The sequence below is a fragment of the Rothia nasimurium genome, assembly GCF_928382285.1.
GTDB lineage: Bacteria > Actinomycetota > Actinomycetes > Actinomycetales > Micrococcaceae > Rothia > Rothia nasimurium_E.
In genome coordinates this window covers 299443-313372 of sequence record NZ_CAKMSS010000001.1, presented here as the reverse complement: position 1 = coordinate 313372, position 13930 = coordinate 299443, and the positions used below count along the sequence as shown (strand labels likewise).

Sequence of the window (13930 nt, the reverse complement as noted above, 5' to 3'; positions counted from 1 at the left end):
ATTCTGAGGCGGGGCCGCTGTTTTGGTGGTGCTTCGTTGCCAAAGGTAGGTAGGCAGACTCACAGCGAAGCTGCTGGCTCGGGGCTGGCGTGAATCGTCTTGTGAGCGAAGCGAACCAGACGAGAGGGTCGGCAGCGAGCGTGAGTCTGTCTACCGTCCGTCCTTAGAGCGCCAAATCAATCGCCCGGTCGCTGGGGGCGACGGGGGCCGGCAGCAGGGTGGAGCCGGTCAGGTGCTTTTCGACTGCTGCGGCGCAGGCCCGTCCTTCGGCGATGGCCCAGACGACCAGGGACTGGCCACGGCCGGCATCGCCGCAAGAGAAGACGCCGGGGACGTTAGTCATGTAGTTCTCGTCGCGGGCAACGTTGGTGCGGTGGTCGAGTTCTGCGCCGACCTGGGTGGTGATGGCATCGTTTTCCTGGCCGGTGAAGCCCAGGGCCAGGAAGACCAGGTCAGCGGGGATGACGTGCTCGGTGCCTGCCTTGGGCACGCGGCGGCCGTCGGGTAGGTATTCGGTTTCTGCGACCTTGAGGCCGGTGAGTTTGCCGCCCTCCCCCACGAATTCGACGGTGGAGGCCAGGTACTTGCGTTCGCCGCCTTCTTCGTGAGAGGAGGAAACCTCAAAGACCTTGGGGAACATGGGCCAGGGTTCGTTCTCCGGACGCTCGGCACCCGGCTTCTTGCCGATAGCCAGGGTGGTAATGGAGGCTGCCCCCTGACGCACGGCGGTGCCGATGCAGTCGGAGCCGGTGTCGCCACCGCCCAGCACGATGACGTGCTTGCCTGCGGCGTTGATGGTCGGGGCTTCTAGGTCACCAGCTACCACCCGGTTAGCTTCGGTCAGGTAGGGCATGGCGTAGTGGACGCCCTCCAGGTCAGCGCCGGGAATAGGCAGGGCGCGCGGGGCGGTGGCGCCGGTGGCCACGATGACGGCGTCGTAGCGGCGCTTGAGGTCATCCCAGGTGATGTCTTTGCCGATTTCAACACCGGTGCGGAAGCGGGTTCCTTCGGCCTTCATAACCTCAATTCGGCGGTCAACGATATCTTTTTCTAGCTTGAAATCGGGAATACCGTAGCGCAGCAGACCGCCCACCTTATCGTCCCGTTCGAAGACGGCGACGGTGAAGCCTGCCTGGGTCAGCTGCTGGGCAGCTGCCAGACCGGCGGGGCCTGAACCGACCACTGCCACGGTCTTATCGAGCATGCGGTCGGGCATAATGGGCTCGATGTAGCCGCCCTCGAAGGCCTGCTCAGCAATGGTGTATTCAATCTGCTTGATGGTCACCGCGGGCTGGTTGATACCCAGCACGCAGGAGGTTTCGCAGGGAGCCGGGCAGACGCGTCCGGTGAACTCGGGGAAGTTGTTGGTCGCGTGCAGGCGCTCAACGGCCTTTTCGGTTTGCTCCCGCCAGGTCAGGTCGTTCCATTCAGGAATCAGGTTGCCCAGGGGGCAGCCGACGTGGCAGAAGGGAACGCCGCAGTCCATACAGCGGGAGGCTTGGGTCTTGAGCACAGCCGAGTTCTGGGCGACCTGAACTTCCTTCCAGTCCAGGATTCGCACGGGCACGGGGCGCTTAGGCCGGTCTTGACGGGTGGTTACTTTCAGAAAACCGCGGGGATCAGCCACGAGCGGTCACCTCCAAAATCTTGTTCCAAACCTGCATAGATTCGGTGTCTTCGCCGGCGGCTTCGGCCTCGGCGCGGATAGCTTGTACGGCGGCAAAGTCGCGCGGCAGTACCTTGGTGATGCGGGCGTAGGTGCCCTCCAGGTCTTCGAGCAGGGCGGACGCCAGGGTCGAGCCGGTCTCGGTGTGGTGGCGGGTCAGCAGCTGGGCAACCTCGGCGCGGTCGTCCTCGGTTAGTTCCAGGAAGCCTAGTTCGCCGGATTCGCGGGACTGCTTATTAACCTTGGCCATGTCGAGGTCGAGCACGTAGGCGGTGCCACCGCTCATGCCCGCACCAAAGTTGCGGCCGGTTGAGCCCAGGATCAGGGCCTTACCACCGGTCATGTACTCACAGCCGTGGTCGCCAATACCTTCAACGACGGCGGTTGCCCCTGAGTTACGGACTAAGAAACGTTCACCGACGATACCGCGGATGAACATTTCGCCGCTGGTAGCGCCGTAGCCAATGACGTTACCGGCAACCACGTTCTCTTCGGCAACCAGGGGAGCTGCCGCGTCCGGAGCCACGATGATGCGACCACCGGAGAGACCCTTGCCCACGTAGTCGTTGGAGTCACCGGTTAGGCGGATGGTGATGCCCTGGGGCAGGAAGGCGCCCAGTGACTGGCCGGCGTGGCCTGTGAGGTTGAGGGTGATGGAGTCGTGGTCCAATACCTCAATGCCGAAGGTCTTGGTGACGGTGTGGCCCAGCATGGTGCCCACGGAGCGGTCGGTATTGACCACCGGTGAGTCGATAGCAACCGGGGTGCGGTCGCTCAGGGTTTCCTGGGCAGCTGCGATGAAGGTGTTGTCGATATGCTGGTCGAGTTCGTGGTCCTGGTCCTTGAGGTGGCGGATGCCCTGACCCTCGTATTCCACGGCGGTGGAGGTGAGCACCTTGGTCAGGTCAAGACCGTCGGCCTTCCAGTGGTCGATAGCCTGGGACATGTCGAGTACCTCGGCGTGGCCGATAGCTTCGTCCAGGGTGCGGAAGCCCAGCTGGGCCAGGTATTCGCGCACCTCTTCAGCGATGAACTCAAAGAAGTTGACCACATGGTCTGCCTGGCCGGTGAAGCGGGCACGCAGGTCGGGGTTCTGGGTGGCAACGCCCACAGGGCAGGTATCCAGGTGGCACTTGCGCATCATGATGCAGCCTTCGACGACCAGGGGTGCGGTGGCGAAGCCGTATTCTTCGGCGCCCAGCAGGGCGGCGATGATGACGTCGCGGCCGGTCTTGAGCTGGCCGTCCGCCTGGACGACGACGCGGTCGCGCAGGCCGTTGATCATGAGGGTCTGCTGGGCTTCAGCCAGGCCGAGCTCCCAGGGGGCACCTGCGTGCTTGAGGGAGTTGAGCGGGGCTGCACCGGTGCCGCCGTCGTGGCCCGAGATGAGCACGACGTCCGCCTTAGCCTTGGTCACGCCTGCGGCCACGGTGCCGATACCGATTTCAGACACCAGCTTCACGTGAACGCGGGCGGACGGGTTAGCCCGCTTGCAGTCATAGATGAGCTGGGCGAGGTCCTCGATGGAGTAGATATCGTGGTGGGGCGGGGGCGAAATCAGGGAGACACCGGGGGTGGAGTGACGGGTCTTGGCCACCCAGGGGTAGACCTTCTGAGCCATGAGCTGACCGCCCTCACCGGGCTTAGCGCCCTGGGCCATCTTGATCTGGATGTCGTCGGCGTTGGTCAGGTAGAGGGAGGTGACGCCGAAGCGGCCGGAGGCTACCTGCTTGATAGCGGAGCGACGCTCGGGGTCGAGCAGACGGTCGACGTCCTCACCGCCCTCGCCGGTGTTGGACTTAGCGCCCAGGCGGTTCATGGCAATTGCCAGGGTCTCGTGGGCTTCCTTGGAGATAGAGCCGTAGCTCATAGCACCGGTGGAGAAACGCTTGACGATCTCGCTGACGGGCTCAACCTCGTCGATGGAGATGGGGGTGCGGTCTTCGGTGAAGGTGAAGAGGCCGCGCAGGGTCATCAGGTCCTTGGCCTGGTCGTCAACCAGCTTGGTGTAGGACTTGAAGATGTCGTAGCGACGGGTCTTGGTCGAGTGCTGCAGACGGAAGATGGTCTGGGGGTTGAAGAGGTGGGGCGGGCCCTCGCGACGCCAGTCGTATTCGCCGCCGGTTTCCAGGGCGCGGTGGGGTACGGCAACACCGTCGTCGGGGTAGGCATCGTGGTGACGCTTACGAACCTCAGCTTCGATGACGTTCAGCCCCACACCGTTCATCTGGGAGTGGGTGCCGGTGAAGTACTGGTCAACCAGGCTCTGGGACAGGCCCAGGGCCTCAAAGGTTTGGGCCCCGCAGTAGGAGGAGACGGTGGAGATGCCCATCTTGGACATAATCTTCTGCAGGCCCTTACCCAAAGCCTTAATCAGGTTGTAGACCGCCTCAGACTCGGTCACCCCGGTAATCTCGCCCTGGGCGACCAGTTCTTCGACCGATTCCATAGCCAGGTAGGGGTTGACGGCTGAGGCGCCGTAGCCGATGAGGGTAGCAACGTGGTGGACTTCGCGCACGTCACCGGCTTCAACGATCAGGGCAACCTTGGTGCGGGTTGCTGAACGCAGCAGGTGGTGGTGGACGGCGCTGGTCAGCAGCAGGGACGGGATGGGCGCCCAGGCGCCGTTGGAGTTTCGGTCTGAAAGAATCAGGAACTGTACGCCGCGTTCTACCGCGGCAGAAACCTTTTCACAGATTTCAGCGATACGGGCGCGCAGGGCTTCTTCTCCCCCGTGAGCCGGGTAAAGGCCGCTGACCTTGAGAGCGGCGGGCATGCCGTCCTCGTCCTCAATGTGGGCAATCTTATCGAGCTCGTCGTTATTGATGACGGGGAAGTTGAGCCCCACGTGCTGGACCTTGACGCGGCCGTTGCGCAGCAGGTTGCCGTCGGCACCGATAGAGGTCTTGAGGCTGGTCACCAGCTCTTCACGGATGGAGTCCAGCGGCGGGTTGGTCACCTGGGCAAAGGACTGCACGAAGTAGTCAAAGAGCAGGCGGTGGCGGGTAGACAGCACCACAATGGGGGTATCGGTACCCATGGCGTAGATGGGCTCAGCGCCAGTCTTGGCCATCGGGGCGAGAATCTTACGCAGCTCCTCTTCGGTGTAGCCGAAGGTCTGCTGACGCTTGAGAATCGACTTGCGGGAGGCGCGGATATGCTCGCGCTCGGGCAGATCAGCCAGGTCAACGATGTTCTCATCGGCCCACTGCTTCCAGGGCTGCTCGGCAGCAACAGCTGCCTTAACCTCTTCGTCGGGCACCAGGCGTCCTGCCTTGGTGTCAACGAAGAACATCTTGCCGGGCGAAACGCGGCCCTTCTCAACGATCTTCTCTTCGGGCATGTCGACCACGCCGACCTCTGAGGCCAGAATGACCAGGCCATCATCAGTAACCCAGTAGCGGCCGGGGCGCAAACCGTTGCGGTCCAGCACGGAACCGACGTTATCGCCGTCCGTAAAGGCGATAGCGGCAGGTCCGTCCCAGGGCTCCATGAGGGAGGAGTGGTAGCGGTAGAAGGCGCGGCGGTCCTCGTCCATGGTTTCATGGTTTTCCCAGGCCTCGGGAACCATCATCATGAGCACCTGGGCAGCCGAGCGACCCGAGAGCATCAGCAGTTCAGCAACCTCGTCGAAGCTCTGGGAGTCAGAAGCACCCACGGAGCATATCGGGAAGAGCTCTTCGGGGTTGCGGCCCAGTACCGGGGACTTGAGCTGGGACTGGCGAGCGCGCATCCAGTTGCGGTTGCCCTTGACCGTGTTGATTTCACCGTTGTGGGCGATGGTGCGGAAGGGCTGGGCCAGGGGCCAGGAGGGGAAGGTGTTGGTGGAGAAACGCGAGTGGACGATCGCCAGCTTGGTGGCAAACCGCGGGTCAGAAAGATCCGGGTAGAAGGGTTCCAGCTGGGCGGTGGTCAGCATACCCTTGTAGACGATGGTGCGCGAGGAGAAGGAGGGGAAGTAGACGCCGAGCTTGTGCTGGGCCCGCTTGCGCACGCGGAAGGCCTTCTGGTCCAGCTGGCGGCGCTCTGAATCTTCGTCCAGGTTGACCACCGGGATGTGACCGGTAAAGGGGGCGTTGACGGCGTCCAGATCCTCGCCTGAGGCTTCTGCAATGAACATTTGCACGAAGTAGGGCATGACCTCGCGGGCAGCCTTACCCACGATATCCGCATTGACGGGCACCTCGCGCCAGCCGAGCACCCGCAGGCCCTCGCGCTGGGCAATCTGGGTCAGGCCCTCTTTGAGCTCTTCGGCGTTTTCACCGCCGGTGGGCAGGTAGGCGGTACCTACGGCGTATTTACCCAGTTCGGGCAGGTCAAAATCAACGACCTCGCGCAAGAAGGCATCGGGAATCTGTAGGAGAATACCGGCGCCGTCGCCCGTGCCTTCGTCCGCGCCGACCGCACCGCGGTGTTCCAGACGACGCAGGGCGGTTAGGGCGTGATCAACGATGTCGTGGCCGGGGGTGCCGCGCAAGGTGGCAATCATGGCCAGACCGCAGGCGTCCTTTTCGTTCTCCGGGCTATAGAGGCCGGTGGTCTCCGGAATGGAGGCGAAAGTGGTGAAGGGTGAGGGGGCGTGCCCGAGGGTGTGGGGGTCCTGGGTGAAGGTCTTATCGGCGTGGACTGCACTGCCGAGCATGGTGTGACTCATGTGGGCCGTTCCTACTTACGTTGGGCTCTGGTGCCGGGTGGGTGAGGCTAAACGGCGGGCGCGCGGGAGCTGATGGCACAGGACGCCTGCGGTTTAGCCGCTCCCTTGCAGCACAAGATGTCGGTGGTCGCCTCGCTGTGACGATGGAGCGTGTGGTGACTCAAGGACGCCCGGGTGGGGGCCTGAGCCTGCGGTTCGCCTCGCATTCGGGTAGGTGCGAGAGCAATCTTCCATCAGTCTCTAGAGACTTCGTTACGTATGTGTAAATTTATACGCCCCTGCGTGTAAAGATTCAACAGGCAGCTGGGCGTTACACGGGTGGGCTTGAGGTCACTCCCCTACTAGATACGCTTTTTGTTTAGAAATTGAGCCCGTGTGACCTAGGCAAAACCGGATTAGGTCATGAATATTTTGCGTAATTATTCAAAGGATGACGTTACGCAGGGGTGGCAAAATGAAACAGACTTGAAACTTTGAATCTTGATATGTGAGATAAATATTTCATATAGAGATTAGAAAAGTGGGGCCCTGGAAAACCCCAGAGCCCCACTCTGCCGGTAGGCGATTTAGCGGGTTGCCCCCGTAAAGTCGAGCACCATGCGTCCGTTAATCAAGCCGGCGTGCATTTCGTCAAAAATTGCCTGGGCATCTTCGACCGGGCGCAGCTGAACCACGGGCTTGACGCGCCCCTGGGCGCCAAATTCGAAGGCCTCGGCGAGATCCTGGCGGGTACCCACCAGGGAGCCCTGTACCTTAATGCCGTCGAGTACCAGGCGGGGGATGTTAAGGTCCATGGACTCGGTGGGCAGACCAACGGCAACCACGGTGCCACCGGCGCGCACAGAGTCAACGGCCTGGTTGAAGGCCGCCTTAGCCACGGCGGTGACGACAGCGACGTGGGCACCAGCGCCGCCGGTGGTGTTCTTGACTTCTTCCACGACGTCTTCGACATTCTTAGCGTTGATGACCACATCTGCCCCGCTGTCCTTAGCCAGCAGCAGCTTGTCTTCATTAAGGTCAACGGCAATAACCTGGGCCCCGAAGACGTTCTTGGCGTACTGAACGGAGAGGTTGCCCAGGCCGCCTGCACCAAAGCAGACAATCCACTGACCCGGGCGGACGCCTGATTCTTTCACGGCCTTATATGTGGTCACACCGGCACAGGTGATGGAGGTTGCCTCAACCGGGTCGAGAGCATCGGGAACCTTGACGGTGTAGTCAGCGTAGAGCAGGGTGTATTCGCTCATGCCACCGTCTGCTGTGTAGCCCGCATTGATGACGGAGCGGCAGAAGGTTTCGCGGCCGTCCGTGCAGTATTCGCAGTGGCCGCAGCCCTTAAAGAACCAGGGAACACAGACACGGTCGCCTACCTTGAGATGGTCTACACCGGGGCCGACTTCAGTGATGACACCTACACCTTCATGACCCAGAATGCGACCGGGCTTTTCGCCAAAGTCGCTGGCTGCTACGTGCAGGTCGGTATGGCAAATACCTGAGTATTCAATCTTGGCAAGCACCTGACCGTGACCTACCTCGGGCACGGGCACATCTTTGATATCCACGGTTCCATCAAGACGGTCAGAAACAACAACAGCTTTCATGGTGGCCATGCGAGAGCTCCTTAGAAATACAGCAGATTGAGTGTTGTGGCTCACTTAAAGCCTAGATTCTGGGTGCACCCAGGCGCCAGGGGTTGGATATTTTTTCTACTCTGTTACGGCGCTTTTACCCCTAAGGGCTCTAGTTCGGCAATAATTTATTACCCCCAAAAGCAAGGTAGCTAAACTAGAGCCATGAGTGATCAGATACCCTCCCCAGTGCCCCTTACCCAGCGTGCTACCTGGGCAGACCTCCCTCATTCCGTGCAGGCCTGGGTGGAAGAAGAGCTAGGTGACGCCGTAGTCGGGACCGAGTCGCAAAGCGGTGGGTTTAGCCTGGGCACCGCAGACCGCCTGGTCACCCGCACAGGGCGCAGGGCTTTCCTTAAGGCTGTTGACGCCAACCTTCACCCACAAACAGCTGACCTGCACCGCAAGGAGGGCCGCATCACCGCGTCCTTCCCCGGCAACACCCCGACCCCGGCCGTCCTCGCTGCCCGTGATTTTTCAGGGGCGGACGGCACAGCATGGGTTGCCCTGCTTCTGGAAGACATCGAGGGGCGGCACCCAGAATACCCCTGGCAAAGAGAGGAACTGGCTGCCGTTTTTCGGGCCCTGGACGGTATGAGCCGGGTTCCTGTGAATGCGGAGCTCAAGCTGCCAGCCACTGAAGCGGACCTGACCGAAGAACTCGTTTTTTGGCACAAGCTCGCCCAGGGTGTGGCCCTAGAGCAGCTGGCCTACATTCGGGGAACCGACTCCTACCAGAAGCTGGTAGACCTGTTGCCCTTTGTCAACCAGAAGGCTGCCGAGTTTGCTGCCTTTGTCGATGAGCATCTGGTTGCCCACTTGGCAGGAAGCTCCTATGTACATACGGACCTGCGGGGTGACAATATTCTGATTCGCCCCACTGGTGAAGCAGTTTTGATTGACTGGCCCTGGGCGACGGTGGGCAATCCCCACTATGACGTCGCTTCTGTAGCGACGGACGCCCTGATTGCCAACCCTAGCCTGAGCCTCACCGAGGTAAGGGAGCTGATTCCGGCGTCCGGGCGCCCTCCGCTAGAGTTTTTGAAGGCCAATGTCGTCGCGCTAGCGGGCTACTATCTCTACGCTTCGATGCAGAAGCCCAGTGACTCTACGAACTCGTCGCTGGTGAGTATGCGGGCCCACCGCGCGTCCGCCCTGCTGACCAGACTGGCCCGGGGCGAAAAGTAATCCGCACTTATTCTGATGTACCCGCAACTAGTTGCGGACTTTTCAGAATAAATGCGGATTAGGCGCCCTGGCTAGGAGTTACCACCGCGAGCCAGGTTTCGGTTAAAACCAGCAGCGGCAACCGGAAGCGCTGCCACCAGCCCCAAGAGCGCCGTGACCCAGGTAAAACCTACTCCAGCCATTGACGCAATGACATATACAGCACCATTGACAGCACAACCATATATAAGCAGTGCCACCACAGCTTCAACAGGGTTACCCGGCAGCCAGGAGTCGAAATATCCACGGCGCTTTGCACCATCTGCCTGTTCACGCTCAGCTTTGACCTGGTGGTGTAGAGCCAAGAACGCCATCGTGACACCACACCAGGTTCCGAACAAAATCATTAGCCCGGGCTGGAAAAATCGCGAAGAAAATACTGTTCCTAGTGAGACAAGCAGCCCGTAACTTGCCAGCGCATACACAACAGAAGACAGCAGATACGTCGGAACCGTTGTGAGATTTGGGAAAGATGAATACCTCATGTTTACCTCCTCTTTGAAGCTGACTACCTCCACCCTACCTTTTAATAAGCAGGCATATCAATTTATTACTGGCCCAGGGCAAAAAATTAATCCGCACTTATTCTGATATACCCGCAACTAGTTGCGGACTTTTCAGAATAAATGCGGATTAGTTTCTATGCTTGTGCGCTAGTCGCCGGAGCGGACGGACGCCGGGGCGGGCTCGTCCGCGCCGGGCACGACAGCGCCCTGCCTATAGGCACCCGGGAGCTCGCCGCGTCTGCGCGCTCGTAGTCCCATCAGCGCGAACATGACGATACCCAGCAAGAAGATAGCACCGGACGTCCACACGTGAATACGAACCCCCAGCAGCATCTCAGCGGTATCGATTCGCAAGAAAGTCTCAATCATGAGACGGCCAAAACCGTACCAAACAACGTAGGCCCAGAAGGTCTGGCCCAGCTGGAAGATACCGCGGCGACCCAGGGCAATCAGCAGGGCCGCACCCAGTAGATTCCACAGGGACTCATAGAGGAAAGTCGGGTGAAAGAGCGTGCCCGCCGGGTACTGATCAGGGAAGTTGGGCGAGGTGGCCGAAATTTCCAGACCCCAGGGCAGGGTGGTAGGCCTTCCGAAGAGCTCCTGGTTAAACCAGTTGCCCCAGCGGCCCATAGCCTGGGCGATCATGATGCCGGGGGCGGCGGCGTCCGCGAACTTAGCCAGCAAAATACCGTAGCGGCGGCAGGCGTACCAGGCGCCCAGGCCACCGACCGAAATCGCGCCCATGATACCGATACCGCCCTCCCAAATCTTGAAGATATCAAGCGGGTCAGCACCCTCACCAAAGTAAGAGCCGGGGTCGGTAATCAGCACGTGGTAGAGGCGGGCACCGATAATGCCGGAGGGAATGGCCCACATGGCAACGTCCCAGACCCTCTCGGGGTCTTCGCCCCAGGCTGCCCAGCGGCGGCCGGTGAGCCACATGCACACCATAATGCCCGCCAAAATACAGAGGGCATAGAAGTGGATGGTCAGGGGGCCAAGCTCAATGGTCGAGATGGACGGCGAAGGGATAGAAGCAAGAACAGTTGAAGTCACAGCCCCTACCCTACTCGCGGCCGGCCAGCTGGCGGGTCAGGGCACCCACAGCGGACGGGCCGCCCTCAGCCAGAGCCTTGACCAGGGCGGTGCCCACGATGACGCCGTCGGCGTAGGCACCGATTTCTTCAACGTGCTCACGCTTTGAAACGCCCAGCCCCACGCAGGCAGCGGGGGCACCGGCGGCACGCAAGTCAGACACCAGGGTCTCGGCGGCGGTGTTCACCGACGAGCGGGCGCCGGTGACACCCATCACCGAGACAGCGTAGACAAAGCCGCTTGAAGCCTGCGAAATCATGGAAAGACGCTCGGGGCTGGATGAGATAGCTGCCAGGAAGATACGGTCCAGGCCGTGCTTTTCTGAGGCTTCAAACCAGTCGGCGGCCTCATCGGGTACCAGGTCGGGGGTAATCAGACCGGCACCGCCGGCAGCAGCTAACTCCTCGGCAAAACGATTAACACCGCGACGCAGTACGGGGTTCCAGTAGGTCATGACCAGAACGACAGCGTCGGTAGCAGCGGTAATCTCGCGCACAGCCCGGAAGAGGTCATCGGTGCGGAAGCCCTTGTCAATCGCCTCAACGGTGGCGCGCTGAATCACGGGGCCGTCCATGACCGGGTCTGAGTAGGGCAGGCCGAGTTCGATAATATCGACCCCGTTCTTGCCCATCTCAATGGCAGCCTCGATAGACTCGTCCACGCTGGGGTAGCCCACTGGCAGGTAGCCAATCAGGGCAGCGCGGCCCTCAGCCTTACACTCGGCGAGGCGGGCTGCCAGCTTGGAGTTGGGGTTGGGGGCAGGGAAGGTACCCTTGCGTACCGAGTAGCGGGCTTCGTCCTGAAAATCGATGTGGCTCATTAGGCACCCTTGCTTTCGTTCTGTGCGGTCGTATCGTTCTGCGAGGCGGTTTCTGCCGCTGCTTCCTTGTTCCCCACGTTCAGGCTGGTCGAGGGAATAGCCTTGCCCAGGCCAAACCACTTGAGGGCGGTTTCCATATCCTTATCCCCGCGGCCGGAGAGGCAGACAATCATGGACTTTTCGTGAGCGGTGGCGGGGTCCGCGTCCGCCCATTCCTTAGCAACGCGCAGGGCACCTGCGAGCGCGTGGGCCGATTCGAGGGCGGGGATGATGCCTTCGGTGCGGCAGAGCAGGCGCAGGGCGTCCATGGCTTCGGTGTCGGTGACGGCCTGGTAGTCTACGCGGCCGATGTCTGAGAGGTAGGCGTGTTCGGGGCCGACGCCGGGGTAGTCGAGGCCTGCTGAGATGGAGTGGGACTCGATGGTTTGGCCGTCCTCGTCCTGCATGAGGTAGGTGATGGCGCCGTGGAGCATGCCGGGGCGGCCCAGGTTGATGGTGGCTGCGTGGCGGTCGGTGTCGATCCCGTCGCCGCCGGCTTCGAAGCCGTAGATTTTGACGTCGGCGTCGTCGAGGAAGGCGTGGAAGAGGCCGATGGCGTTGGAGCCGCCGCCGACGCAGGCTGCGATGCCGGTGGGTAGGGTGCCGGTGGCTTCGAGGAACTGTTCGCGAGCTTCGGTGCCGATGGCGTCGTGGAAGTAGCGCACCATGGCGGGGAAGGGGTGGGCACCGGCTGCGGTTCCCAGCAGGTAGTGAGTGGTGTCTACGTTGGAGACCCAGTCACGCAGGGCCTCGTTGATGGCGTCTTTGAGGGTGCGGGAGCCGGTCTGCACGGCGATGACGGTTGCGCCCAGCAGCTGCATGCGGGCAACGTTCAGGGCCTGACGTTCGGTATCTTCTTCGCCCATGTAAACCACGCATTCCATGCCGAAGAGGGCGGCTGCGGTGGCGGTGGCGACCCCGTGCTGGCCTGCGCCGGTTTCAGCGATGAGGCGGGTCTTGCCCATGCGCTTAGCTAGCAGGGCCTGGCCGATGACGTTGTTGATTTTGTGGGACCCGGTATGGTTGAGGTCTTCGCGCTTGAGGAAGAAGCGTACTCCCCCGGCTTCGGCGGAGAGGCGGGGGACCTCGGTCAGCAGGGAGGGGCGGTTGGAGTATTCGGCTGACAGGCGACGGAATTCGTCGATGAAGTCGGGGTCGAGTTTGGCCTTTTCAAAGGTTTCTTCGAGCTCGTCCATGGCGGCGATCAGGGATTCTGCCATGTAGCGCCCGCCGTACTGCCCAAAGTAGGGGCCGGGCGCGTTTTTGAGGCTCTGGCCCGAGGCCAGGAATTGATCTGCGAGGGTTTCAGTCATGGGGTTTCCCTTCGGTGGGCTGGTCGTAAAGTTCTGGGTGAGGTGCGGACGGCTGTGCCCGCCTTAGCTCACATGAGGTAGGGACGGTCGGGGTTAGGAAGACGTAGAACCCAGCCAGGCTTGACGGGCCTGGGCGCCGGCTGCGCGGAAGTCGCGCAGGGTCTCGGTGGGGGTGCCAGATTTTACGAGGGCCTCGCCCACCAGCACAGCTTTGGCGCCGTGCGAGGCGTAGTCGGCAACGTCCTCGGGGCTGGCAACGCCAGATTCTGCAACAATGATGGCGTCCGCAGGTAGCAGGGGGGCTAGCTTGCTGAAGTTGGCGTTATCGACCTCTAGGGTCTTGAGGTTGCGCACGTTCACACCCACAATACGGGCACCCACTGCAACAGCTCGCTCAATTTCTTCGGGGGTGTGGGTTTCGACCAGGGCGTTCATGCCGAGTTCGTGGGTGAGGTCGAGGAAGCGGCGCAGGGTGTCGTCGTCGAGGGCGGCAACAATGAGCAGGACCAGGTCGGCACCGTGGGCGCGAGCCTCCCAGATTTGGTATTCGTCGACGGTGAAGTCCTTGCGTAGAACCGGGATGCTGACGGCGGCGCGGACGGCGTCGAGGTCAGCCAGGGTTCCCTTGAAGCGGCGCTCTTCGGTGAGCACCGAGATAGCGGCCGCTCCCCCGGCCTGGTAGGCGGCGGCCAGTTCGGCGGGGTCGGGGATGTCTGAGAGGGCACCCTTTGAGGGGGAAGAGCGCTTGACCTCGGAAATGATTTCGACGCTTCCCTCCTCAGCGCCGCGCAGGGCGGCCAAGGCATCAAGCGCGGGAGCCTGAGCAGCTGCCTGCTTCTTGATCTCTTCAAGTGGCAGGGCGGCGCGGCGGGTTTCAAGATCTTCGCGGACGCCTACGATGATGTCATCAAGTACGGTCATGGTGCCCCTTGGTGCTGGTGCGCGGACGGCGCAGGTTGGGTTAGTCGTGCCCCTCTAGTAT

Annotated in this window: 9 protein-coding genes; 1 reads left to right on the top strand and 8 read right to left on the bottom strand. The window is 61.5% G+C overall.

The features are described from left to right. Positions 1-163: 163 nt before the first annotated feature. From L6758_RS01330 to adhP, 3 genes are all read right to left on the bottom strand, one after another. Positions 164-1627, bottom strand: coding sequence for a glutamate synthase subunit beta (locus L6758_RS01330; RefSeq protein WP_237204866.1), 1464 nt, complete (start codon positions 1625-1627; stop codon positions 164-166). Further along, on the bottom strand, positions 1620-6320 hold the full coding sequence (gene gltB / locus L6758_RS01325) for a glutamate synthase large subunit (RefSeq protein ID WP_237204865.1): 4701 nt from the start codon (positions 6318-6320) through the stop codon (positions 1620-1622). Before gltB ends, L6758_RS01330 begins: the two co-directional genes overlap by 8 nt. A gap of 566 nt (positions 6321-6886) precedes the next feature. Further along, a complete protein-coding gene (gene adhP, locus L6758_RS01320; RefSeq protein WP_237204864.1) occupies positions 6887-7930 on the bottom strand; it encodes an alcohol dehydrogenase AdhP in 1044 nt (347 codons plus the stop codon). 183 nt (positions 7931-8113) lie between these two features. Between adhP and L6758_RS01315 the strand changes: the two genes are divergently transcribed. Then, on the top strand, positions 8114-9136 hold the full coding sequence (locus L6758_RS01315; protein WP_237204863.1) for an aminoglycoside phosphotransferase family protein: 1023 nt from the start codon (positions 8114-8116) through the stop codon (positions 9134-9136). A gap of 71 nt (positions 9137-9207) precedes the next feature. Here the strand turns inward: L6758_RS01315 and L6758_RS01310 are convergent, their stop codons facing one another. From L6758_RS01310 to trpC, 5 genes are all read right to left on the bottom strand, one after another. After that, positions 9208-9693 (bottom strand): hypothetical protein, encoded by a 486-nt coding sequence (locus L6758_RS01310; protein ID WP_237212005.1) that lies wholly within the window; start codon positions 9691-9693, stop codon positions 9208-9210. A gap of 135 nt (positions 9694-9828) precedes the next feature. After that, positions 9829-10737: a prolipoprotein diacylglyceryl transferase gene (gene lgt, locus L6758_RS01305; protein ID WP_237204861.1), complete on the bottom strand. Its 909-nt coding sequence runs from the start codon at positions 10735-10737 to the stop codon at positions 9829-9831. A 10-nt stretch (positions 10738-10747) separates the two neighbouring features. Beyond that, positions 10748-11596 (bottom strand): tryptophan synthase subunit alpha, encoded by an 849-nt coding sequence (gene trpA, locus L6758_RS01300; RefSeq protein ID WP_237204860.1) that lies wholly within the window; start codon positions 11594-11596, stop codon positions 10748-10750. After that, the gene (gene trpB / locus L6758_RS01295; RefSeq protein WP_237204859.1) at positions 11596-12948 is read right to left on the bottom strand and encodes a tryptophan synthase subunit beta; all 1353 of its coding nucleotides are present in this window, start codon (positions 12946-12948) and stop codon (positions 11596-11598) included. The genes trpA and trpB overlap by 1 nt, the downstream gene beginning before the upstream one ends. 93 nt (positions 12949-13041) lie before the next feature. Further along, positions 13042-13869: an indole-3-glycerol phosphate synthase TrpC gene (gene trpC / locus L6758_RS01290; RefSeq protein ID WP_237204858.1), complete on the bottom strand. Its 828-nt coding sequence runs from the start codon at positions 13867-13869 to the stop codon at positions 13042-13044. Positions 13870-13930: the final 61 nt, after the last annotated feature.